The sequence below is a fragment of the Paenarthrobacter sp. NPDC089714 genome, assembly GCF_044748905.1.
Taxonomy (GTDB): domain Bacteria; phylum Actinomycetota; class Actinomycetes; order Actinomycetales; family Micrococcaceae; genus Arthrobacter.
This window is the reverse complement of sequence record NZ_JBIVGX010000016.1, coordinates 67,258-90,958: the sequence shown is the minus strand read 5'-3', so window position 1 is coordinate 90,958 and position 23,701 is coordinate 67,258. Positions and strand designations below refer to the sequence as shown.

Sequence of the window (23,701 nt, the reverse complement as noted above, 5' to 3'; positions counted from 1 at the left end):
CGATCGCAGGAGCGACCCTTGAGGCCGGAGCGGCGGCCACGGTAACCTGCGCGGCCGCGTGGCACAACAGCCGTTGACAACAATAGGAGCATCAAAGTCGAATCCGTGCGAGCAGTGATCTTTGACGAAGTCCGTAGCCAGCCCGAGGTCCGGGACGTCCCGGTGCCGGAAGCCCTGCCCGGCGGCGTGGTGGTGAAGGTTGTGGCCACCGGTATGTGCCGCAGCGATTGGCACGCGTGGGCCGGGCACGACGATATTGCCATGCCACATGTCCCGGGCCACGAACTCGCAGGGGTGATTGCCGCCGTCGGGCCTGGCGTGCAGCGCTGGAACGTCGGCGACCGCGTGACCGTTCCCTTCGTCTGCGGCTGCGGAAAATGCGAATGGTGCCTGGCCGGCGAAGCGCAGGTTTGCCCCGACCAGGAGCAGCCGGGCTTCACCCACTGGGGATCCTTTGCCGAATATGTGGCCCTCCACGCGGCCGACAGCAACTTGGTTGCCATCCCGGACAGCGTTGAATTCACGACGGCGGCCAGCCTCGGCTGCCGCTTCGCCACGGCCTACCGGGCTCTCGCGGCCCGGGCGCAGGTCAAGCCAGATGAATGGGTGACCGTGGTGGGAGCAGGGGGTGTTGGGCTGAGCGCGGTGATGATTGCCAAGGCCATGGGGGCCAGGGTCATCGCGGTGGATCGGAACCCGGAGGCGCTGGCTGTGGCGGCGCAACTGGGAGCGGACCATACTGTGCTGGCGGACGGCACCGACATTCCGGCAGCAGTCAGCGTCCTCTCCGGCGGAGGCAGCCACGTGGCCGTTGACGCCGTCGGAAGTGAACAGACGTGCGCCGACGCGATCCTCAGCCTTCGCAGGCGGGGTCGGCACGTCCAAATTGGTCTGTTGCCGTCCATCAACGGCAACCCGCAAGTGCCCATGGCCCGCGTGATCGGCTGGGAACTCGATCTGCTGGGCAGTCACGGCATGGCCGCAGTGGATTATCCCGGCATGATGGCACTGATCGAGGAGGGCCGGCTCCAGCCGCAACTGCTGATCGAACGGACCATTGGCCTGGACGAAGCAGCGGCGCTGTTGCCCGGCTTCGACAAGGCAACCGTGGCGGGCATGACCATGATCGACCCGACGCGCTAGGACGAGCGTGCTCTCCCAAGTAGGGGACAGCACATGCACTACTGAGCGCTCAGTGGGACATGTGCTGTCCCCTACTTGGGCGGGTTAGTCCGCGGGGCGGTTGCGGTACGCCGCGAGGAAGTGGGAGATCCGGCGCACGGCTTCTTCGATGTCCCGCACGTTGGGCAGGATGACGAACCGGAAATGGTCCGGCGTGGGCCAGTTGAACGCCGTGCCGTGGGAGACGAGGATCTTCTGCTCCTGGAGGAGTTGGAGGACGAACTTCTCGTCGGATTCGATGGGGTAGACCTCGGGATCGAGCCGCACGAACAGGTACATGGCACCTGCGGCAGGGACGCAGGAGACTCCGGGGATGGCAGTGAGCAGTTTCCAGGCGAGATCCCGCTGTTCGCGGAGGCGTCCGCCCGGTGCAATGAGTGCCTCAATGCTTTGGTATCCGCCCAGGCAGGTCTGGATGGCGTGTTGGGCGGGGACGTTGGAACACAAACGCAGGGATGCGAGCAGCTCCAGGGACTCCCGGTACGCGGCGGTGGCAGCCAAGGGTCCCGTGACGGCCACCCAACCCGCGCGGTAACCGGGCATGCGGTAGGCCTTCGAGAGCCCGCTGAAGGTGAGAACGCAGATGTCGTCCGCAATGGACGCTGTGTGGATATGCGGGGCGTCGACGTAGCGGATCTTTTCGTAGATCTCGTCCGAGAACAGCACCAGATCATGCTTCCGCGCCAGGGAAGCGAACTGGTCCAGGATGTGCCGCGGGTAGACCGCGCCCGTGGGGTTGTTTGGGTTAATGATGACGATACCGCGGGTGCGCGGGGTGATCTTGGCCTCGACGTCGGCCATGTTCGGCCACCAGTTCTCGTCCTCGTCGCAGAGGTAGTGCACGGCCTTGCCACCCGTGAGCGTGACGGTGGCCGTCCAGAGGGGGTAGTCAGGGGCGGGGATGAGGATTTCGTCGCCGTTTTCCATGAAGGCCTGCAGGGTCATGGAGATGAGTTCGCTGACGCCGTTGCCGATGAAGACGTCCTCCACGCCGATGTTCATCAAACCGCGGGTTTGGTAGTACTGCGAGATCGCGGTCCGGGCGGAGAAGATGCCCTTGGAATCGCTGTACCCCTGCGCTCCGCGGATGTGGTGGATCATGTCCACCACCACGGACTCCGGCGCTTCCAGCCCGAATGGTGCGGTGTCCCCGAGGTTCATCTTGAGGATGCGGTGACCCTCGGCTTCCATGGCCTTGGCGGCCTGGAGGATGGGCCCACGGAGTTCGTACCGGACGTTCTGGAGTTTGCTGGAGTGCTGCATCGGACGCATGGTTGATCTTTTCATGTCACAGGGCCCAGCGTGTAAACCCGTCTCAAGGTTGCAGCCTTTGGACGCAGAACTGCGGATTGGTCACGCAGATGTTGGGCAGTGGGTCGACGACGATGATCGACCTCGGCTCGGTCCGCACCAGAACCAGCGCGTTGACGTTGACCTTGGTTCCGACGTCCGGGTTCACGCCCACCACAATGCACGGCCGGAACAGCGGCTCAAAAGCGGAGCCAAAGCACTGCGATCCCTGCGTGAAGTCCAATTGGATCTTCGCCGCTTGGAACGCCACCTTGGCATCCTCGATCCGTTTGCCCAGGACGTCGGGCACGGTAGGACGGGCAGGAATGGCGACCTCGATATTGACGTTGCTGCCTCGTCCGGCTTTTTCTCCACCGGCAGGGTCCTGGCTGACCACCGTGCCTTCGGCTTCGGTGCTCTCGACCTGGCTGCTGCCCACCGAGAACCCCGCGTCCGTGAGGATCTTGACCGCTTCCGCTTCCGGCTTGGTTTTCACATCCGGCACGTTGGCGTCCTTGAAGATGAAGAACAGGATCGCCCCGATGATCGCCAGGAGCACCACGCCGCCGATGATCACCCACAGCCAGGGGAACTTCGGGGCCGGTTTGGGCGCCTCGGCTGCCGGCACGTTGAGCGTGACCACGTGGGCTTGATCGGCGTAGTCTTCCGGGGCGTCGTCTGCGGAGTACGCGATCAGTTTCACGGGGTAGCTTCCCGCGGCAGCGCCGGCGGTGTCGAAGTTCACCACGTACTGTTCGGTGGCCCCGGCTGCGATGGTCCGCAGCGGGTTGGGGATGGTGGTGTACGTTTTCGACGGCGGATTGGTCACCTGCCCGGGGAAGGCGCCGAGGACTACCCGCTCGGGTCCGGGGGAGCCGTTGGTGACGGAGGCCGTCAGTGATCCTTTGCCGTCCTTCAGGATCACATCGGGGGAGCTCAACGTCATGGTGATGGTGGTCATGGCCTAACTCCTCTTGTCCGCGTGGATAGTTCCATGTCAGCCCGCTTCCTGCAGTTGCAGCACGCAAGCCCCGAGCGCCCGGCACGTGATGCCCAACTGCCCGCCCGAGGTTCCAAACGTCAGGTCCACGGTCTTGCCGGGGCCGGAGTCCTGCTCCGCGCGCGTGCCCTGGATGAAGAGCGACACCGTGACCGGCTGCTGTGGGACCAGCCGTGCCCGCTTGGTGGGTGGTCCGAAGGAGAACAGGCCGCCACCGAATTCCTTCACCTCGAGCACGCAAGCTCCGGTGACGGTGAGCTGGGCGTCGGAGACGGAACAGGATCCGCCGCTCACCGACAAATCCGCGCCCGTGAGTCGTCCCCCTGCGGCAGCCCCGGAGAAGCCTGCCTGCCAGTCACCAGCCGCGTTGTTGTTCCCGCCGCCGCAGCTCACGCCGAAGACCAGCACCAGGACCGCGATCACCCCGCAGGCAAGGACAACCAGGATGGGTGTCCGGTTCTCCTTATTCATCGGGACCACCGGTTTCACCTACCGGCCGCACAATGAGCTCATCCGTCACATGCGCAGGCTTCACGCCCTTCACGATCCTGCCTACCAGTTCCAGCTGATCCGCGGCGGCAGCGGGAACCATGACCTTGATATGGAAGGCACCCGGCACGGATTCGACGTCGAACCCCGGGACTCCCGTGGCCAGGTGCAGGAACCGGGTGAGTCCATCAACCGTGCCGCGGCGGGCGGACAACTGTGCTGCCGCAACAATCAGGTCCCTCTGCCGGGCGACGGGGATGCTGCCGGAGCGCGAACTTTCGGGCCCCGGCAAGGTCAGCCAGTCCAGGTCCACCCAGCGGGACAGGAACGGAATCAACGACGCCGGTGCCCGTCTTGGATCCGGAACGGTATGGATGCGGTCCAAGACTTGCCGGACGGGTGCGTGCATGTCCTCTGCCACCGCGAGCAGCGCCTGCATGGGTGGGCTGGTGTCTGCCGCCACCTGGAACACTTCGGGCAGCACCCTCAGGAGTTTTGACGTCTCAGCCATTGCCGCGGACCACCTCGATCCGGTGGTCGCCCGAGCAGAACAGCCACGTGTCCGGAAGGGTGACGACGTCCTCCACCACCCGGCGGGTGCAGCTCTCCCAGGACACGGCGCTGTCCTTGCTGCGGTAAACGCCCTTGGGACCGGCGGCGAGCACCAAAGCACCCCCTTCGGGGAGGACCGCTCCGGACACCGACCGCACGGGTTCGAACCGGGTACGGTCCCGCAACGGCAGGTTGCAGTTCACGTCCGGGACACTCCATTGGGCCGATGCCTGCCCCAGCTGCAATCGGAGTACGCCGCCGCTCTGGGTGGCCGCGTAGGCAGCGTTGCCCATCACGTGCACACCCCAACAACTCCCGCCGGTCCATCCTGTGCTGAACTGCTCCCAGGAATCCATGAACTCCTGGTCGAAATCAGTGCGGCCAAGTTCGTCGATCTTCAACCGCAGGCATCCCGTCCCGGTGCCCTCCGGCACTGCGCGGCCGAGCCACACATAGCTCGCGCCGCCGTCGTACTGGACCGTCAGGCAGCGGATATCCTCGCCGGCCGCTTTGACCTGCTTGAAACTCCCGGCGGTCCCGGCGTCGGGGGAAAGCCACACGCCGGCCGATGCTTCGGCCGCCACCACCACGCCGGTCCGGCCACGGATGTCCACCAGGGCGTCAACCGCATAGAAGCCACGGTCCGGCTGGCTCACATCCACCACGTTCTGAACCGGAATGGCGCCCTCGGTGACGGGAAGTTCGTAGAGGCCGCGCTCGCCGGCGAGCAGGAGCAGCGGCTCGCCTTGGCGGTCCACCCAGCACAGATCCGCGACGACGAACCCCAGTTCCGCGGCCTTGCGCCACGATTCGCCAAGGTCGTCGCTGATGTAGACGCGCGACCCAGTGTCAGTAACAGTGCTGACGGCCACCATTCCGGGATGCCGTTCAGGCCCGGCCCGGCCGGGGGCCGGCGTACGGAAGGGCGCGATGGCCCGGACGGTTTCCTCCGACCCGGCAGCCGCATCTGCGGTGGTGAACTCCGCGCAGGCTTCCCAGCCGTCGGCGGCGTTGGTGGTTCGGAAGAGCATGCCGTCCTGCGCCACGAACCACGTGTTGTCCTGGCCCTCGGCCTGCACCAGTCCCACAGCGTCGGTGTCCGGAACCTTGTCCACTTCCAGGCGGACCCGGTCCACGTATTGCACTCCCGGCTCGGCTTCCTCCATGGCCCGGTAAAGGTTCGAGACGCGGAGGGGCTTGCCGAAACCTGAACCATACGACGACGAATCGGGGCTCAGCGGGCTGATGCCTTCAGACAGGCGGCCCACGATCCGGGACTTCACGGCCTCGGCGTCCTCATCGGGACGAACAACGATCCGCGCGTCAACCAGCACCTGCTTGTAGAGGCCCCAGCGCACTACAGGCTCGGCGCCAACCGTGGACCGCCTGCGCAGGTATTGTTCCACGTCAGAGCGCACTTCGTCCCGCGCATGCGCATCAAGTTCCGCTGCCCTGAGGGGGTGCGGGCCGGCGTCGCGGCCACCGGGGACGAACGGAACCAAAACGATTTCAACTTCGCCGGGCTTCGCGAAGGCCCACAGGTCCCGGCGTGTGAAGGCACGGGCGCGGCCAACACCGGCGTGCCGTCTGGCCAGGACCTCGTAATCGCGGACAGTCACCGCGCGGTCCCGGGCCTGGAAATCCTGGGGAGCCCGACGCAACGCGTTCTCCAGGGACTCACCGTCCCGGCCACCCGTGGCAGGCTCCGGGTTGGTGACTTTCGCGCCGGGCACGGGTGTCCTCAGCACGGTCAACTGCCCTGCGCCCACGTTTCCGGATGCACCCCCGCCGCTGCGGAACCACGCGCGGACCCCGGCTCCCGGCCCCGGTACCAGCGCTTGATCGGTCCGTTCTGCGGACTCCTCGTCCCACCAGGCGAACATGGCGACGCCGGCGCTCCGGTCGATCCGCACCGGCATCTCCCCGGGACCCGCGTCCGCGAACGCCTCCACCTCTTGGCAGTACCGGAACGCCTTGCCATCAACCAGCACCGCCTCGCCGCTGCTCAGCCGCGTCCCCGCAGGAACTTCGACGGCGATTGCCAGGCCGGCGCCCGAAACGATCGGCGCATTCGGAATCACGAAACTTTGGCCGGGCCGGCCCGTTCCCGTCCCGATCGGGATGGCGTCATACATGGTGACGTCGGCTGCGGCGACCAGGACGCTGGCCTGGCCGGAAGCCAGGGTGGCTGCCGCCGTCGTCGTAAAGACCGGCTGGGGTGTGCCCGGAACGCCGGGTGGGCAACTGACCCGTGTCCCTCGGGGGATGCGGATCTCCTGGTCGGTGTTTGCGGCCGAAGCCCTGCTGAATTCGAGCATGGTTTCCGCGCAACTCGGCGGATAGAGGGACGTGCCCAGCAGGTTCAGGTAGACGGCGTACAGCTTGTCCGGCACGCGGTTCAGCCGGTACATGAGGGTGTCGGTCAGGTACGCGAAGGCTTCCACGATGGTGATTCCGGGATCGTGCACGGAGAGGTCGGTCCATTCGGGGGCGATCTGCTGGATCCGTTCGCGAGCGCCGGCAACCAAGTCCGCGAAGCTCCGGTCATCCAGGTTGGGGACGGGAAGGCTCATGCTGCACCTCCGGATTCCACGGGCAAGGCGATGACGATTTCATCCTCGAGCTGGGACGTCCTGACCCGGTACTTCAGCCGGACCTCAAGGATCTCGGGGCTTTCGGCTGAGCGTGACGCGTCCAGGGACAGGACCGTGATGCGGCGTTCCCACTGTTCCACGGCCTTGGCCACGTAGTGGATGGCGAGACCGGCGGTGGTGTCATCGGCGGGGGCGAACGCGAGGCGGAACAAGTGGCAGCCGTACGTCGGGCGGTTCACGCGCTCGCCCGGCCGTGTGCTCAGCAGGAGCAGAAGGGCCTGCCGGACCGAGGCGGCGTCCGTGACAGTGGCCAGCCTGCCCGCCGGGGTGATCCTGAGCCCGGGCAGCCCGGCGGTGGCGTCGAAGTCCGGGTGGATGAAGGCTACGGACTTGTAGCGCGGGGCGCTCACGGTGTTCTTCCTGTCATGAGCCGGCCTCCACGAACGTCTGCCCGGGCCGTCGGACGTTGTACTTCACCGCGCCAGGAGGCGTCCCGTCGGTGAAGCCCTCCACAGTGTCCAGGCACACGGCTTTGCCGCCGATTTTGATGAACGTTGAATACCCCTTGGTCACGGGCAAGGTCTTGTTACAGGGCTTGATGTTGATGCCGATATTCGGGCACATGCTGATGTCCCGGCCCTGTGGATCCGTGGCTACCAGGACTTCGGACGCCTTGATGCGAACCCATTCCTGGGAGGGGACGTTTTCCACCTTGCCGTCGTGCCCGCAACGCAGGATTGCTTCCTTGACGAGGATTTTCATGGTGTCTTCAGGCCTCCTCGAAGTCGACAGTTTTCGCGCGGATTTTCATGGCCCTGCCCGGCGCTTCCAGCACCAGGTCAGTGGCCGCGGTAATGCGAAACTTGTCCGGCCCCAGTTCCACCGAGGAACCGTGGCCGTCCGTGAGGCTGACGGTGCGGGCACCGCCGTCGAGCATCACTTGCTGGCCACCAGCGGTCCGGAAGGTGTAGCGGCTGTGCCGGGGCGTCCCTACGTTATGGTCCGGCGGCTGTTCGCGGCCGTAGAGACCACCGAGGACGATTGCCTGGGCGGGATCGCTCGCCGGGAGCAGCACCAGGACGGTGTCGCCCGGAGCGGGGGTGGCCACGAGCCCCTTGTCCGGACCCGCAGCGGGTGTGAGGACCGGCGCCCACGCGGTGTGGAGGTCAGGAAAGGCCGGTAGCCGGACCTGCGTCCGTGCCCGCGCTTCGGGATCCTCGGTGTCCACGACGATCCCGAGCGTGAACACATCAGGCCTCCGTTCCGGTGCAGCGGTGGGCGGCCGGGTGGTCACTGTGGTTTCGTATCCCGTCCCGTCCAGCCGGTGCGCGGCGCTTGCGATCAGGTACGTGCCCTCGATATTCGAGGCAACTCCCGTGATCCTGACCCTGCCGCCAGCGCGGAGCCTGGGATTGCCCTCCGCGACGAAAATACCGGTCACCTGCCCGGCCATCCGGAGGTCCAACTCCGCGTGGGCCAAACCGTCCGCGAGCGCAGCGTTGTCCAGGAGTTCGTTGTCCCTCCGGACGGGACCGCCTGCACCCACGCTGGCCAGGCCCGGGTCGGCAGAGACGCTGGCCTTGGCGTTGGAGGTGCTGGTTGTTGCCTCATGGGTGGATGCGTCCTCCGCGCGCCAGCCGTTGCTTGCGGCACTGGCGAAGGCAGGTTCCTGGCTGAGTTCGATCTCCGCGGAATGGAGCGTCGAGCCGAGCATGAGGTCCACGGGTTCGCCGTCGCCGTCGAGCCCGGTGAGGGTCAGCGTGCCATCGTGGACCACGGGATAGGTGCCAACGCGGGCGCTTTGTTCCACGAGCAGGCTGAGGTCCGTTCGGGCGCATTGGTAGACGTTGCCCAGGCGCTCGCCGCCGCCCACCACGTTCAGTCCTGTCCCGTCGCAGAGGGTCTTGGCCAGGGTGGCAAGGTCCGTATCGGAGTGCAGCCGCGTGAATTGGCGTTTCCTCAGCCGGTGTAAAGCATCGTAGGCCCGGACACGGATTTCCTGGCCAAGGTCCGCCCCGTAGCTGTACTCCACCACCGTGACCTCACCCGCGAACAGCGGTGTACGTTGGCCGCCAAGTTCCACCCGGAGGGCATCGCCGGGCGCGGGGTCCACCACGCCCCGGGCTGCGGCTGTCCGGCCCGGCCCCGGACGCCAAGTGATGAGGCATTGGGCCGGCCTCGCCAGGGAACTAAGCACGTTGACGGACACGATGGCTGCGGTCTCTGCGGTGCTGAGCCTCCGCCGGCCGAGCGTGACGATGAGCTCGGGAAGGCCCTGGAGTTGCCTCATGGCGCCTCACCGACCGGCGGGACAGCGAGGGGTCCATTGAAGTGGGAGGGGTCGTCGATGTTGTTGTACTCCAGGAGCAGCTTCCAGAGCAGGGGAGTGCCGAACGCTTCAACGGACAGCCGCCCCAACTCAGCCGGCGGCACCTCGGGAAGGAGGTCACCGCCGTCGGGCATTGGCATGTCCCGGTCGGTGCTGCCGTCTCCCGTGACCTGAAGGGTGTCCACGGGCGGGGCCGTCAGGTCCACGGCGGGGAGGCGCTGGGCGAGCTCGTAGTTCTCGCCGCCTTCCTCATCCGCGGCTTGGCCAACCCGCACGAACACCATCCGCATCCACGACCGCAGGGGTGAACCGTCCGGCGCGAAACGGTCGAACCGTTCCGCCACTTCCGTGACGATACCCGGCACGTTCCACGCGCGTCCCCAGACAAAACGGACCGACGGCGGCCGACGTTGCCGCTCCACTTCGGCGCTGTTTTCCGCGAGCGCCCAAATGGGCCGGGTCATCTGCCGCACGTCCTGCACATGGAGCGACGCCGGCGCGAGGTCGACGTCGAACAGGAGATCCAGCCGCAATTCGGTGTGGCCGCCGCCGGTGAAGAGGAGGGGGTCGTCCGCCAACCCGGTGCCGCTGAGCTTGCCGCCCGCGCTCCTTCGCGGCTCCACGCCGGCCGTGCGTTGCATCACGACGGTCTCGGGGTTCAGCAAGCAGCCGAGGTGTTCCCCGGTGTCCTCGATCAGGAAGGCGACCCGTTCCATGTCAGACCGCCTGCTGCTCTTGGTCCAGGCGGGATTGGCGGGCGATGGTCTGGGTCAATGCGCTTGCCGGGTGTGCTTGCTGGAGCGTGGGCCTGGGCGCGAGTTCGGGCCAGGTGCCTTGCAGCGCGGGGGCTGGGGTGTGCAAGGGGGAGTGGGTACGGTTTGGCTGGCGTTGACTGTGTTGCTGGGCCTGCTCTGCACTCTTTGGTGGCTGGTTGGGGCGCAGGGCGGGCCTCGCAACGGGAGTGTTGGTGGGCGCTTGGGGTGTTTCGGGCTGGGATGGTTTGCGCATCCTGATGGCCGGAGTTCGCTGTGGGGCCTGCTCTGCGCCTTCAGGGTGCTCCGAAGCACGTACAGCGGGGGCAGCAACCGGAGTCCCTGTGGGGGCTGGGCGTGTTTCGGCTTGGGATGGTGTGCGAAGCCGCAGGGCAGGTGTCCGTTGAGTGGCCTGTTCTGCGTCTTCTGGGTGCTCCGAAGCACGTACAGCGGGGGCAGCAACGGAAGTCCCTGTGGGGGCTTGGGGTGTTTCGGCTTGGGATGGTGTGCGAAGCCGCAGGGCAGGTATTCCTTGAGGGGCCTGTTCTGCGTTCATTGGATGCTCGGGAGCACGCATAGCGGGCCCCGCAACGGGAGGCGCCTGGATGCGAACGACGTGTGGGGCCTGCTCTGCGCTCTTTGGTGGCTGGTTGGGGCGTAAAGCGGGCCCAGTAAGGGGAGTCCCTGCGGAGGCTTGGGGTGTTTCGGGTTGGGATGGTGTGCGAAGCCGCAGGGCAGGTGTCCGTTGAGGGGCCTGCTTTGCGTTCATTGGATGCTCGGAAGCACGTGGAGCGGGCCCCGCAGCAGGAGTGGGTTCCTGCTTTGGGGCCTTTTGTGCGGCCCAAAGCCGGCGAATGCTACGCAGAGCGGGCCTTGCAAGCGGAGTTGGTGAGAGGGGCTTGGAAGGAACGGAGCCGCCGGCTACCTTGGGGGCCAGTCCTGCATCCCGCAGCAACGCAACCCAATGCTCGGGCGCGCCGTCGAGGTCGAAGCCGCGGGCCGCCGTCGTGCCTTCCTCAAAGAACCCCGACGCGGGACCCCCGCCGGACACCTCGCTGGCACCCGTCGCCGGGCCCAGGTTGGCATCAGGCGCCCAGGCGGCGTCAGAACCGCGAACCGGCTCCACCCATGCGGCCACGCGGCGCAACCGTCCGGCCAGTGCCCGCCGCCAAGAAAAGGGGTCAGGCGACGGGAGCGCGGGCATCGTCGAGCTCCAGGCGGTCGTACGCGATGCTCAGGGTTTCGATCGCGAGGTCCTTCCCCAGCGCATCGAGGGGTGCTCCGAACCAGTCGCACGGCCAGGCGCCCAGGAGGTTCCAGCGCCGGACTTCCGCGGAACCGGCATCGTTGAGCATGGCGATGGACACGTTGCGCCGTTCCACTGTCCCGTTCACTGCTTTGAAAAGCCACTGCAGCATTTCCGTGGAATCGGTCAGGCCATACTTCAACGTGACGGGCGTGTATTCGACTTGGCCGGGGATGACCCGGACGGTGCTGTTTTCGCCGCCGGAACGGTAGAGAATGCGGCCGATCTTCAGGCCCAGACCCTCGACGTTGGTGAAATGTCCTTGCACCACACCCTGGATCACGAGCTTGAAGTTGTACGCGCGGTACGGGTCCACCACGTTTCCGGGTTGGGCTGCAGGGGTTGGGGTGCTCATGTCAGGCTCCTGCGTTCTCGGTCTGGCTGGTGTTTTCGGCCGACTGCATGAGCTTGAAGATCACGAACTCGGCCGGTTTCACAGGCGCTATGCCAATCAGCGTGACCACTTGCCCGGCGTCGCGGACTTCGGGTGGGTTGGTTTCCTCGTCGCACTTGACGAAGAAGGCCTGTTGAGGAGTAGTCCCGAGCAGGGCGCCATCCCGCCAGACGTTGGTGAGGAACGCGCCAATGTCCCGCCGGATCGACTTCCACAGGGTGTGGTCGTTGGGTTCGAAGACCACCCAGCGCGTCCCGTCCGCCACGGATTCCTTGATCATGTTGGTCAGCCGCCGGACGTTCACGTAGCGGTATTCGCTGGCTTCGGGGGCCTTGGTCCGTGCACCCCACACCCGGATGCCCTCGCCGGGGAAGTAGCGGATGCAGTTCACGCCCGCGGGGTTGAGGACCTCCTGCTCGCCCCGGCTCACCCGCCGCACCAGGTCGAGCGCGCCCTGGATGGGTTCGTTGGCAGGAGCCTTGTGGACTCCGCGGGTGGCGTCAACACGCGCCCACACCCCGGCGATATGGCCCGACGGCGGTTGGGTTACCTTCTGGCCGGAAACGGGGTCGATCATCACGATCCACGGAAAGTACAGCGCCGTGTAGCCCCCGGGTGACTGCGGCGCACCCAAGTCCTCCTGACCGTCCGCCTCGGCGACGGAGGTGGTGTCGCTCTTCTTCGTCGACGAAGACGAATCCGTGTCCTCCGGAACCCCGGACGTCGCCGCCCGGGTGAGGGCGCCGACGTCGTCTATCTTCTCGAGCGTGTCCATGATGGCCATGCGGTCCTGACGCAGCGGGTGTTCAACGTGTGCCTGCAGTGCCGCGTAGGCTTCGGCCGTGGCGTAGCCAGGGGCCGCCACCATGGAAATGTCGTCCACGGCTTCGAAGAGCGTCAGTCCGTTCGGCGCCGAGGCGGTCCCGGTCAGGCTGCCGTCCGCCCCGATGTTCACCACATAGCAACGGCTTCCTCCGTTTGAGAAGAAGCCGTAGACAGCGTTGGAGAGGGGCGTCCCCGCAGCCGCGTTGCCGACGTATTGGTCCACGAACTGGGTCCAGTTGTCCAGTACGCGAAGTTCACCCACCAGGGCGTTCTTGTCCGGTGCCAGGCCGACGAAGCCGGCGATGCTCGTGTTCACTTGCCCGATGGCTCGCGCGCCGCTGGGCACTTCCTGTACATAAACGCCTGGCGCCTGATAGTTCGCCATGGTGCGCTCCCTTTCCTACCCGCCTAGCGGGCTCAGGTCCACCGGATGATGACCGGCAGGCTGCTGGTGCTGGCCGAGACTTCCCGTTCAGTGCCGCGTACGGCTACGGCAAAGTGCTGGAGTTCGTCCGCCGAGGCCAGGACCTCAAAATGGCCGGTCGCATCGCTGACGACGGCCGTGGCGGAGGAATGGGCGTGGATGTAGGCGTCGGGGATGCCTTTGTTGTGGACGTCCACCAAGCGTCCGTGGATACGCCGGGCAACGCCGGTCTTGGCGATGAGTGGCTCCAGGACGGGTGGTCCGGAGGGTTCTTCGAAGCGCAGCGCGACGGGAATGCGGACCAGGAACCCGAGCCCGTCTTCGATGCTTTCCTGGTACTCGCCGGGCCGATACTCGTTGCTGGAAACGATGGAGTACAGGCTGTGGCGTTCCACGGACAGCAGGAGGCGTTCCATGGTGTCGAGCTGATCGGGGCCGTGGCATTCAATGGCTACGCGCAGCTCAAGATCGAGTACGGGTCCGTCGCGGCGGGAACGGCCCACCCGGTTGAGGGCCACGGCGTGGACTACTACTGGAGCGTCGGGTGCCGGGACGCCTGCGGTGGGGGAGCCGTCGTCGAACCTGACGCGTTGGGGAGCGACGGCGTCGGAAAGGACCCCGAGAAGGTCGGACAGCGACGAACGCACATAGCCCACGGCAGAACCCCAGCGGTTAGGTGACCCACAAACGTAACTGGGAATAGGTTACTCCCGCTGTTGCCCGTAGTCACTGGGGAAACAGGGGTATCTCCATTCGTTTGAAAACGCCCGGCCCGGTACCCAACCAGGGGACAGCAAACGTTCCACTGAGCCGTGAATGAAGCAGGTGCTGTCCCCCAGTTGGGTGGGGTCCCCCGGACCGGTTAGGCCAGGCCGGGAACCCGATCGTTGATGGTGAAGGACTTCTTGGTGCTGACCGGCGCGCCGGGCCTGGTGACGTAGTCCAGCACGCGGAAATCCGCCGTCATGGAGTCCTTGGTGATGCGGGTGTTCACGTAACCGCGGTTGTCGTTGTAGAACTTCAAGTGCGGGTTCCAGGCCATGGTCGGGTCCGTGGTTGAGCCGCTGCCATCGCCCGTGGACGTGATGGAGGAGCACACCAGTTCCGAACCGACCACCGGGGAAGCCGGATCCTTGTAATCCACCTTCAGGTCCGTGGCCCAGTGGCGGTGCACGTCGCCGGTAAGCACGACGGCGTTGCGCACCTTCGCGTCCAACCAACCCTGGGTGATGCGGCGGCGGGATGCGGCGTACCCGTCCCAGCCGTCCATGGACACGTCGTCGACGTCGGACGCCTTGTCGCGGTCCCGTTCTGCGAAGAAGACCTGCTGGCCCAGGATGTCCCAGCGCTGTGTGGAGTTCCGGAAGCCGTCCAGCAGCCACTTTTCCTGTTCGGCGCCGGTGATGGTGCGGTTCTCGTCCAGGCGCTCGGCCACGTTCTTCCGCCATCCGTCGCCCGCGAGCTGGTCGTCGCGGTACTGCCGGGTGTCCATCATGTGGAAGTTGGCCAGTTGGCCCCACTGGATGGTGCGGTAGATCTTCATGTCGAAACCCGCCGGCAACGAGGACCGGCGCAGGGGCATGTTCTCGTAGTATGCCTGGAATGCCGCCGCCCGACGCTGCCGGAAGTGTTCGGTGGTGTCGTTGAGCTGGGCAGGGTCGCTGTTCTCCGGGATGTCGTCAGCCCAGTTGTTGTCCACCTCGTGGTCGTCCCACACCACCAGCCACGGGGCAATGGCGTGGGCGGCCTGAAGGTCGGTGTCGGCTTTGTACTGTGCGTGCCGTTGGCGGTAGCTTGCCAGTCCCACGGTCTCGGGACCTTCGTGGTCGCGTGGGTTGCCGCCGCCGATCACGTAACTGCCCTTCTTGTATTCGTAGAGGTAGTCGCCCAGGTGGAGCACCAGGTCCGGGTGGTCCTCCGCGAGGCGGGAGTAGGCCGTGAAGTAACCGTGCTCGTACTGGGCGCAGCTGGCGAAGGCCAAGGCGAGGGCAGCCGGTGTTTCACCGGGGGCGGGGCTGGTGAGGGTGCGTCCCACAGCGCTGACGTGACGGCCCGTCCGGAACCGGTAGAAGTACTCGCGGCCCGGCTGGAGGCCTTTTACTTCGACGTGCACTGAGTGGGCGCTTTCGATCCGGGCATGTTCGACGCCGCGGGCTACTGTCCGACGCATTGCCTGGTCCTCTGCCACTTCCCAGGCAACGGCGACGTTGCGGGACGGCATGCCGCCCAAGCCGTCTTCGGCCACGGGGTTTACAGCCAAGCGGGTCCACAGCACGAAGCCGTCCGGCCACGGCTCGCCGGAGGCGATACCGAGCGTGAACGGGTCGGCGCGGAGACCGGCGTCGTCCGCTGTTGAAACGGCCACCGCATTGTTGGGGAGGGCGGCAACCAGGCCAGCGCCGAGACCGGCGGAAATGAGGGATCTGCGGGTGATGTTGTCCATGGCCACGACGCTAAGGAACCTTAGTTGACAGACGTCGAGGGTGGTGTGAATGGGTGGTTAATTGTGTGACAAGAACGGTTAATCACAGGACCTGTGCGATTCCCTATGGCCTGGAAGCTCCGGGTCGGCCATGAATGTCAGTGCCTGATGTGAGGCTCGACCTATGGAACTGAGTCCCAATGCCGTGACCGGCTCGCGCGCTCTGTCCTTAGCTGCTGCCTGGACCGCGCAAAGGTGCAACAAGCTGTTGCACCATTGCCGTGATCGTGTCTGGACGATTGCGTCTGGGCCGTCAATTGCCCTGGATGGGGAATCATGACCCAGATCGAGCCCGAGCTGCCGCGTGACCTGCGCTCGGAATTCCCACATATGAAGGGATTTTCCCGGACCAATGTCTACAACATGCGCGCGTTCGCGGCCGCGTGGACCGGTCCTGAACCAATCGTCCAGACACCGTCTGGACAATTGAGTTGGAGCCACAACGTCACGCTCCTGAACAAAGTCAGGAACCACGATCTGCGGCGTTGGTATGCGTCCAAAGCCGTCCAAAACGGTTGGTCCGTTGCGGCTCTTGAACACCAAATCCTCACCGGCCTGCACACTCGCACCGGCGCCGCGCCCAACAATCCAGAAGCCCTCCTGCCCGGTTCACAGGTAAATGTGTTACGTTCTACCCATCAGACATTGCCCCCCTCTGAGCTTCGGCTCAAGGGGGCAATTTTCGTTAACGGGACGAGTCGGTGAAGTGTGGAGTACACCAAGGAATTCAAAGAGCGCGAAGAGTTGCTTCAACATCTGGAGGACCGTGGTCTGGCAGTTCCTGACCGCGATACAGCGCTGACGTTCCTTAGCCGGGTAGGCTACTTCCGGTCGGGTGCGTACCGATACATCTTTCGACGACTTCTTCCGGCCCACGAAGTCGACATAGCCACCAGTACCGTTCGGATGACTTCATCCCCGGCGCAAGTATCGACCATGTCATGGCGTTGGAAGCGTTCGATTTCAAACTCGCCCGCGTCTGCCAAGAAGGCCTGATGGACTTCGAAGTTCGTCTGAGGGCTGCGATTGCCCATACCCTCGCGGCGAAGGATGTGGCCGCACATGCGTCCAAGAGGTTCCTTGATGAGCACAATTGTGATCGGCCCGCGGGAGGTCGCACGAAGTTTGAGGCATGGACCTCCACCTGGCGGGGCGCTGTCGGGGCAGCGGCAGAAGACGAAGATTTCCTCAAGCATCACTTGCTGAAGTATCCGCAGCAAGAGGTCCCTATCTGGGCCGTCACCGAGGTGCTGAGCTTCGGAAATTTGCCGTATCTCTTTGAATTGATGCAGACACCTGATGCTCGCGAGGTAGCGCGCATGTTTGGGTTCGCCCACCCGCGGCGCTTCGGTGCAGTGCTCCGGATGATGGTCGACTTCCGGAACGCGTCTGCGCACGGCTCCCGGCTTTTCAATCGGGCTTTCAAAAGGGCTATCTCGCTCAAGGAGCACGACACCGTCGGCGCCTTTTTGGCACATCTGACTCGACCTGACTTTACGGCCACGCCCAAAGCACATCAGAGACTCTACATTTATGCTGCAACCCTGGCTTTCATGCTTCGGTCGCACTCCGGCGGAACCAATTGGCACCTGACCTTTGGAACCCACATTAAGAAGTTGGATATCAGACTTCGCGCCCCAGGTGGGGCTGAACTCCTTTCTCCGTACGTAAGCATGGGATTTCCCGAGGACTGGCAGGACTTGGCATTATGGCAGTCGCAGTGACATCGAGCAGGTTTTAAGCCAGCGTCGCGCGCTTCGCCTGCCACCACGCCACTGTTGCCGCCGCTGCATCCTGCAGGGGAGTCGGGTCCAGGCCAAGGAGCTTTTGGCTCTCACTCGAGTCCATGACGAACGGCCGCTCGAACTGGTACAGCATCTCGGCCAGTTCCCGCATGTCCGTGGCGAAAACGCCGGCGACACGCAAGACCCAGCCGGGGATCGCGCTCACCTTCGGTGTCCCAACTTCCGCCGCAGCAGCGTAGGCGCCTGCAAGTGCGCGCTGGGTCGTCGCCGGACCCGTCGGCGCGTGAAGCACACGGTTCCACAGCTCGGGCCTTTGGGCCGCGGCGATCATGGCGGCCGCGAGATCCGGGACGTACGTAAAGGAGTGCGGCTGGTCCGCGCTGCCCAGCACCTGGACCGTCTTGCCTGCCAGGACCAGCGGCACCATGCGTTCCCCGGCGTGGGCCATCATGACCCGCGGCCCGAAGAAGTCGCCCGCCACCACACTGGCGGTGTTGGCCGAGTGCGCCTCCCGCGCCTTCAATAGCGAGGTACGGACGCCGCGTTTGCCGCCGGTCGCCTCGCGAGGGCCGGCCTCCGTCATGATGCGGTCCGGCTCGCTGTAGGAGTAGAGGCTTTCGGGAAAAACGACGACGGCGCCCGCGGCTGCCGCGGCGTCCATCACCACCTGCTCGGCTCCAGGAAGTTCAGCTGCCCATTCCTTTGCGCGGTACTTGGAACCGTGAATGCAATGGAAGATCGCCTGCGCGCCGCGAACTGCTTCGCTGAACTGAGCGGCGTCAGAGGCGTCTCCGCGAACGCGTTGGATCAGGGGATGCTCCGGTCCGCTGCCTGATCTGGTGACCACCCGGACCTCGTTCCCTTGCAAGGCGAGAGTTTCAGCCACGGTCCATCCAACGGGTCCTGCTCCGGTGACGACGTACATGGGGTTCCTTTCCTGGCTTCCTGTGAAATAGAGAGCAGTGCTCTCATGGATTCAGAATGAACCCGCGTCGCTCTAAAGTCAAGAGCACTGCTCTCTTTTGTTGACGACGCTCTCAAATGTGGCAAGCTGTCCACATGCCGGAGACCCCCAAACCGCCCACACCCAGGCAGCGCGCCCGCGCCCAGACCATCGCCGACATCGTCCGACTTGGCAGGGAACATCTGGCCACACATGGGGCTGCCGCACTTTCCCTTCGCGCAGTTGCCCGCGACCTGGGAGTGGTCTCCTCGGCCGTTTACCGCTACGTGGAGAGCCGCGACGAATTGCTGACCCTCCTCCTCATCGATGCCTACAACGATCTCGGTGACGAGGTAGACGCGGCGGTGGACTCCGCCGGCGGACAGGACTTCGCGGGGCAGTTCCAAGCGTTGGGCAAGGCCGTCCGAACCTGGGCGCTTCGGGAACCTGCCGGCTATGCACTCCTGTTCGGCAGCCCCGTCCCCGGCTACCAAGCCCCTGGGGAGCGCACCACGGTGCCCGGCACCCGCGTCATTGTTCGCCTCGTCGGGATTTTCGACGCCGCGTACCGGGCCGGTGCGTTGACAGCGGCGGTGCCTCCCGCCGTCGTAATTCACCCCAAGCTCGCGGGGGATCTGGCGAGAATCCGCGCGGAGATGGGGCTGGCGGCACCGGATGCGTCGCTCGCGAGGGGTGTGCTCGTGTGGACATCGTTGTTTGGGGCGGTCAGTTTTGAGGTGTTCGGCCAGTACGGCGCGGACACCTTTGCCGCCCGCGATGAACTCTTCGAACACCAGCTGGCTGTCCTGCAGGGAGTCGCCGGGCTGTAGGCGGCGGAAGTAGAGTATTCGGATGGCTCGTGGACTGGCAGATATCGGGGCGGAGGGCGTCCTGCTCGCCGGTGCCGGGCGTGCCATTCTCCTGCAGATCGCCGACCCGCGGGTAGGTCACGGCGTGGCGGACCACAGCAATTTCGTCGACCGTCCGCAAGACCGGCTCAAGGCCACGCTGACGTACGTCTACGCCGTGGTGTACGGGACCGAGGAGCAGGTCGCCGCTGTCCGCCGCGCGGTCAATCGGGCCCATGCGCCGGTCCGGAGAACGGCCGATGGCAAGTCCAAAGGCTATAACGCCTTCGATGCCTCATCACAGCTCTGGGTGGTGGCCACCCTCTACAACACGGCGCTCACTGTCTACGAGCAGGTCCATGGAACGCTCGACGACGAGACCGCGGACCTTATGTACCGGGACTACGCCCGGATCGGGACCGCCCTGCAGCTTCCGGCGGACATGTGGCCGGCGGACCGGGCGGCGTTCGCCGAGTACTGGAACGCGCAGATGGCGGTGCTGCAGCCGGACGAGAAGGCACGGAAGATCGCCCGCGACTTGCTCTATCCGGTGGGCGGTCCGGCCCTCATGCGCCTCGTGATGCCCGTTGCCCGGTTCCTGACGGTTGGTCTGTTGCCGGACCATCTGCGGCAAGGGTTCGGATTCGATTGGACGCCGGTGCATGCCCGGCGTTTCGACCGCGCCATGCGTGTTGTGGGGCACGTGTATCCCCGGTTGCCGCAGCGGATCCGGCACTGGCCCCGGGATTATTGCCTGAGTGCCTTGAAACCGGCCCCGGCCGAGCGCGCGGTGCGGCATGCGTAATTCGACGTCGGTTGAACAGTCCATCGACCGGCTCGCTCACCGCTATCTGGACCGATCAGCCGGGCGTCTTCGAGCGGGACTCACGGAGTTCGTCGTCTTCTGCCTGAAGCAGGCGTGGGCCTGCGTTTTCGGAGCTTCCCTGCTGGCTGTGATCATCGCGGTGCGGCTCTGGTATCCCTCCGAGGCGGGCCTGGCCAGCAACGACTTCCTGACCCTCGCGGCCGTGGCAATCCAGGTGTTGATGGTGGTCTTCCGGCTGGAGACCTTGCGTGAGCTTCGCGTGATCGTCCTGTTCCATGTGGTGGGGACGGTCATGGAGTTGTTCAAGACGGACGTCGGCTCCTGGTCCTATGAAGCGGACGGCATCCTCCGAATTGGTGCGGTTCCCTTGTTCAGCGGCTTCATGTATGCCGCTGTGGGTTCCTATATGGTCCGGGTGTTCCGCCTGTTCGACCTCCGCTTCGACCGCTACCCTCGACGATGGATCACGGCCCTCGTAGCGGCCGGGATCTACGTCAATTTCTTCTCGCACCACTACATCTTCGACGTCCGCTGGGTGCTGCTGGCCGCCGTCGTACTTGTCTACGGGCGGTGCGTGATGCACTACCGGGTGTTCCGCAAGCGCTTCCGGATGCCCATCCTGGTGTCGTTCCTGCTGGTGGCGCTGTTCATCTGGTTCGCGGAGAACATCGGCACGTGGTCCCGCGCGTGGCTCTACCCGAACCAGTTGAACGGGTGGCAGGCTGTCTCGATCGACAAGCTGCTGGCGTGGTTCCTGTTGATGATCATTTCGGTGGTGCTCGTGGCGTGGGTGTACAAGCCGGAGCCACCTGAGCAGTTCACCGTAGGCGAAACGAGCCCGGCATTCCGCGTGAACACTGGGAAGTAGAGATGCTGAACTCCAAAGTTGAGCGGACTGGACTCAACTTTGGATTGACATCTTTTCGAGGCTGAGTACAGTTGAGTGCAGAACGCTCAACTAGCCGATTGTTGAGTGGGCTCCCGACAGCAAAACCCGCCTTGGCGGAGAGCGCTGTTCGAGTGCAATCATCAACATCGGTCATTGAAAGGAAACAAGATATGTCACGTGCAGTAGGTATCGACCTCGGAACCACCAACTCCGTGGTCTCTGTTCTTGAAGGTGGCGAGCCCACCGTCATCGCCAACGCAGAAGGCGGCCGCACCACGCCGTCTGTCGTCGCGTTCTCCAAGTCCGGCGAAGTCCTGGTTGGCGAGATCGCCAAGCGCCAGGCCGTCAACAACATCGACCGCACCATCGCCTCTGTCAAGCGCCACATGGGCACCGACTGGACCGTCGCCATCGATGACAAGAAGTACACGCCGCAGGAAATTTCCGCGCGTATCCTCATGAAGCTCAAGAACGACGCCGAGAGCTACTTGGGCGAAAAGGTCACCGACGCTGTGATCACCGTTCCGGCCTACTTCAACGACGCCGAGCGCCAGTCCACCAAGGAAGCCGGCGAAATCGCGGGCCTCAACGTCCTCCGCATCGTCAACGAGCCCACCGCGGCTGCCTTGGCTTACGGGCTGGACAAGGGCAAGGAAGACGAACTCATCCTGGTCTTCGACCTCGGTGGCGGTACGTTCGACGTCTCCCTCCTCGAAGTTGGCAAGGACGAAGACAACTTCTCCACCATCCAGGTCCGCGCAACGGCCGGTGACAACCGCCTCGGTGGCGACGACTGGGACAACCGCGTCGTCGAATGGCTCTTGAGCCAGCTCAAGGTCAAGGGCATTGACCTCTCCAAGGACAAGATCGCCCTTCAGCGTCTCCGCGAAGCCGCAGAGCAGGCCAAGAAGGAACTGTCTTCCTCCACCAGCACCAACATCTCCCTCCAGTACCTGTCCGTCACCCCCGACGGCCCGGTCCACCTGGACGAGCAGCTCACCCGCGCCAAGTTCCAGGACCTCACCAAGGACCTGCTGGACCGCACCAAGAAGCCGTTCCACGACGTCATCGCTGAAGCCGGCATCAAGGTTTCGGACATCGACCACATCGTGCTCGTCGGTGGCTCCACCCGTATGCCTGCTGTCTCCGAGCTCGTCAAGGAACTCGCCGGCGGCAAGGAGCCCAACAAGGGCGTCAACCCGGACGAGGTTGTGGCCGTTGGTGCCGCACTCCAGGCCGGTGTCCTGAAGGGCGAGCGCAAGGACGTCCTGCTCATCGATGTCACGCCGCTGTCCCTCGGCATCGAAACCAAGGGTGGCGTCATGACGCACCTCATCGAGCGCAACACGGCTATCCCCACCAAGCGTTCGGAGACCTTCACCACCGCTGACGACAACCAGCCGTCCGTGGCCATCCAGGTCTTCCAGGGTGAGCGTGAATTCACCCGCGACAACAAGCCGCTGGGCACGTTCGAACTGACCGGCATCGCCCCGGCACCGCGTGGCGTTCCGCAGGTCGAGGTCACCTTCGACATCGACGCCAACGGCATTGTGCACGTGTCCGCCAAGGACAAGGGCACTGGCAAGGAACAGTCCATGACCATCACCGGTGGCACGGCACTCTCCAAGGACGACATTGACCGCATGGTCCGTGAAGCCGAGGAGCACGCTGCCGAGGACAAGGCACGCCGTGAAGCTACGGACACCCGTAACTCCGCTGAGCAGCTGGCCTACTCGGTGGAGAAGCTCATCGCCGAAAACGAGGACAAGCTGCCTGAAGAGGTCAAGACCGAGGTCAAGGCCGACGTCGACTCCCTCAAGTCTGCGCTCGAAGGCACCGACGACGCAGCCGTGAAGACGGCGTTTGAGAAGCTGCAGGCTTCCCAGACCAAGCTCGGCGAAGCCATCTACTCGCAGGCCGCAGCAGCCGACGCCCCGGGTGCCGGTGCTGAAGGTGCCTCCGCAGGTGCAGCCGGCGACAAGGCCGACGAGGACATCGTCGACGCCGAGATCATCGACGAAGACGAAGCGAAGAAGTAACCATGCCTCATCACGGCAACGAAGCAGAACACTCCGAAGACGAGCGCGGCAACGAGCAGCGCAAGCCGGTCATCCGGGACAACCGCAAGGTTGATCCGGAAACCGGGGCCGCCCGCCACCCCGAGGGCGAAGCGGCTGCTGCGTCCACCGAGGGCGACGCCCTGTCCCAGGCTGAGGAAATCCTCAATGGGGTAGACGTTCCGGCTGAAGAGTCGGTCGCTCCCGGTGCCGCGGCGGAAGCCCAGGCGGCCGAACTGCGCAACGACCTCCTCCGCCTGCAGGCTGAGTACGTCAACTACCGCAAGCGCGTGGAACGCGACCGCGCCGTAGCAGGGGAGATGGCCGTCATCGGCGTCCTGAACTCCCTGCTCCCGGTGCTGGACGATGTTGACGCCGCACGCCAGCACGGTGACCTCGAGGACGGCCCCTTCGCCGCCATCGCCACCAAGCTGGAGAACGCGCTGAAGACGTACGGACTGGAGCGCATCGCGGACACCGGAGTCGAATTCGACCCCACCATCCACGAGGCACTCATCCAGCAGCCGGGCGAGGACATCGAAGTAGACACGGTCAGCCAGGTGCTGCGCTCGGGATACCGCTCAGGCGAGCGTGTCCTGCGGGCAGCCCAAGTGATCGTCGCAGTACCGGCGTAGCTCACCCCGCCTGCGCGGATGAGGGGGCCCCGCGCCTACGCCGGGTGGCCGAGGATCTGCGATCCTTGGCCACCCGGCTTCTGCAGCGGATATTGGCCTTCCCAACACTCGCAAGCTCGTGTCGGGGCCCTCGGCCAGA

23 protein-coding genes are annotated in these 23,701 nt (G+C 65.0%); 8 read left to right on the top strand and 15 right to left on the bottom strand.

The features are described 5' to 3' along the window. Positions 1-105: 105 nt before the first annotated feature. Positions 106-1,143, top strand: coding sequence for a zinc-dependent alcohol dehydrogenase family protein (locus ACIPY3_RS20510; RefSeq protein ID WP_400336957.1), 1,038 nt, complete (start codon positions 106-108; stop codon positions 1,141-1,143). Positions 1,144-1,227: 84 nt separating this feature from the next. On the opposite strand, the gene ACIPY3_RS20505 is transcribed toward ACIPY3_RS20510, so the two are convergent. From ACIPY3_RS20505 to ACIPY3_RS20440, 14 genes are all read right to left on the bottom strand, one after another. Continuing rightward, entirely contained in the window at positions 1,228-2,454 is a 1,227-nt protein-coding gene (locus tag ACIPY3_RS20505; protein ID WP_400336956.1) for a pyridoxal phosphate-dependent aminotransferase, read from the bottom strand. A gap of 43 nt (positions 2,455-2,497) precedes the next feature. Further along, a complete protein-coding gene (locus tag ACIPY3_RS20500; protein WP_400336954.1) occupies positions 2,498-3,433 on the bottom strand; it encodes a PASTA domain-containing protein in 936 nt (311 codons plus the stop codon). A 36-nt stretch (positions 3,434-3,469) separates the two neighbouring features. Beyond that, positions 3,470-3,943 carry a hypothetical protein gene (locus ACIPY3_RS20495; protein ID WP_400336953.1) on the bottom strand — a complete coding sequence of 158 codons (474 nt, stop codon included), beginning with the start codon at positions 3,941-3,943 and terminating at the stop codon, positions 3,470-3,472. Then, positions 3,936-4,472, bottom strand: coding sequence for a phage tail protein (locus tag ACIPY3_RS20490; protein ID WP_400336951.1), 537 nt, complete (start codon positions 4,470-4,472; stop codon positions 3,936-3,938). The genes ACIPY3_RS20495 and ACIPY3_RS20490 overlap by 8 nt, the downstream gene beginning before the upstream one ends. Further along, positions 4,465-7,086, bottom strand: coding sequence for a baseplate J/gp47 family protein (locus ACIPY3_RS20485; protein WP_400336949.1), 2,622 nt, complete (start codon positions 7,084-7,086; stop codon positions 4,465-4,467). The genes ACIPY3_RS20490 and ACIPY3_RS20485 overlap by 8 nt, the downstream gene beginning before the upstream one ends. After that, positions 7,083-7,517 (bottom strand): GPW/gp25 family protein, encoded by a 435-nt coding sequence (locus ACIPY3_RS20480; protein WP_400336947.1) that lies wholly within the window; start codon positions 7,515-7,517, stop codon positions 7,083-7,085. The genes ACIPY3_RS20485 and ACIPY3_RS20480 overlap by 4 nt, the downstream gene beginning before the upstream one ends. Before the next feature lie 13 nt (positions 7,518-7,530). After that, entirely contained in the window at positions 7,531-7,869 is a 339-nt protein-coding gene (locus ACIPY3_RS20475; protein WP_400336946.1) for a hypothetical protein, read from the bottom strand. 7 nt (positions 7,870-7,876) lie between these two features. Continuing rightward, positions 7,877-9,397, bottom strand: a complete 1,521-nt coding sequence (locus ACIPY3_RS20470; RefSeq protein ID WP_400336944.1) for a phage baseplate assembly protein V — start codon at positions 9,395-9,397, stop codon at positions 7,877-7,879. After that, a complete protein-coding gene (locus ACIPY3_RS20465; protein WP_400336942.1) occupies positions 9,394-10,152 on the bottom strand; it encodes a hypothetical protein in 759 nt (252 codons plus the stop codon). Before ACIPY3_RS20465 ends, ACIPY3_RS20470 begins: the two co-directional genes overlap by 4 nt. A 1-nt stretch (position 10,153) precedes the next feature. Next, on the bottom strand, positions 10,154-10,297 hold the full coding sequence (locus tag ACIPY3_RS20460; RefSeq protein ID WP_400336940.1) for a hypothetical protein: 144 nt from the start codon (positions 10,295-10,297) through the stop codon (positions 10,154-10,156). 1,072 nt (positions 10,298-11,369) lie between these two features. Next, a complete protein-coding gene (locus ACIPY3_RS20455) occupies positions 11,370-11,849 on the bottom strand; it encodes a phage tail protein (protein ID WP_397323589.1) in 480 nt (159 codons plus the stop codon). Position 11,850: 1 nt separating this feature from the next. Further along, the gene (locus ACIPY3_RS20450) at positions 11,851-13,098 is read right to left on the bottom strand and encodes a phage tail sheath family protein (RefSeq protein ID WP_400336938.1); all 1,248 of its coding nucleotides are present in this window, start codon (positions 13,096-13,098) and stop codon (positions 11,851-11,853) included. Between the two features lie 32 nt (positions 13,099-13,130). Then, a complete protein-coding gene (locus tag ACIPY3_RS20445) occupies positions 13,131-13,793 on the bottom strand; it encodes a hypothetical protein (RefSeq protein ID WP_400336936.1) in 663 nt (220 codons plus the stop codon). A 206-nt stretch (positions 13,794-13,999) separates the two neighbouring features. Beyond that, complete coding sequence (locus tag ACIPY3_RS20440; protein ID WP_400336934.1) at positions 14,000-15,580, bottom strand: alkaline phosphatase D family protein; 1,581 nt, start codon at positions 15,578-15,580, stop codon at positions 14,000-14,002. Positions 15,581-15,895: 315 nt separating this feature from the next. Here ACIPY3_RS20440 and ACIPY3_RS20435 point away from each other — a divergent pair, with 315 nt between their 5' ends. Together ACIPY3_RS20435 and ACIPY3_RS20430 are read left to right on the top strand one after the other, a co-directional pair. Beyond that, complete coding sequence (locus ACIPY3_RS20435) at positions 15,896-16,324, top strand: DUF1016 N-terminal domain-containing protein (RefSeq protein WP_400336932.1); 429 nt, start codon at positions 15,896-15,898, stop codon at positions 16,322-16,324. A 140-nt stretch (positions 16,325-16,464) separates the two neighbouring features. Continuing rightward, complete coding sequence (locus tag ACIPY3_RS20430; protein WP_400336963.1) at positions 16,465-17,343, top strand: Abi family protein; 879 nt, start codon at positions 16,465-16,467, stop codon at positions 17,341-17,343. Between the two features lie 13 nt (positions 17,344-17,356). Here ACIPY3_RS20430 and ACIPY3_RS20425 read toward each other — a convergent pair whose 3' ends face one another. After that, a complete protein-coding gene (locus tag ACIPY3_RS20425) occupies positions 17,357-18,289 on the bottom strand; it encodes an NAD-dependent epimerase/dehydratase family protein (protein ID WP_400336930.1) in 933 nt (310 codons plus the stop codon). 134 nt (positions 18,290-18,423) lie between these two features. Between ACIPY3_RS20425 and ACIPY3_RS20420 the strand changes: the two genes are divergently transcribed. From ACIPY3_RS20420 to ACIPY3_RS20400, 5 genes are all read left to right on the top strand, one after another. Continuing rightward, on the top strand, positions 18,424-19,137 hold the full coding sequence (locus tag ACIPY3_RS20420) for a TetR/AcrR family transcriptional regulator (RefSeq protein ID WP_400336928.1): 714 nt from the start codon (positions 18,424-18,426) through the stop codon (positions 19,135-19,137). Positions 19,138-19,159: 22 nt separating this feature from the next. Beyond that, a complete protein-coding gene (locus tag ACIPY3_RS20415; RefSeq protein ID WP_400336926.1) occupies positions 19,160-19,960 on the top strand; it encodes an oxygenase MpaB family protein in 801 nt (266 codons plus the stop codon). Continuing rightward, entirely contained in the window at positions 19,953-20,849 is an 897-nt protein-coding gene (locus ACIPY3_RS20410) for a DUF817 domain-containing protein (RefSeq protein WP_400336924.1), read from the top strand. The genes ACIPY3_RS20415 and ACIPY3_RS20410 overlap by 8 nt, the downstream gene beginning before the upstream one ends. Before the next feature lie 191 nt (positions 20,850-21,040). Continuing rightward, complete coding sequence (dnaK, locus tag ACIPY3_RS20405; RefSeq protein WP_400271150.1) at positions 21,041-22,909, top strand: molecular chaperone DnaK; 1,869 nt, start codon at positions 21,041-21,043, stop codon at positions 22,907-22,909. A gap of 2 nt (positions 22,910-22,911) precedes the next feature. Continuing rightward, positions 22,912-23,562, top strand: a complete 651-nt coding sequence (locus ACIPY3_RS20400) for a nucleotide exchange factor GrpE (RefSeq protein WP_400336923.1) — start codon at positions 22,912-22,914, stop codon at positions 23,560-23,562. The last annotated feature ends 139 nt before the right edge of the window (positions 23,563-23,701 follow it).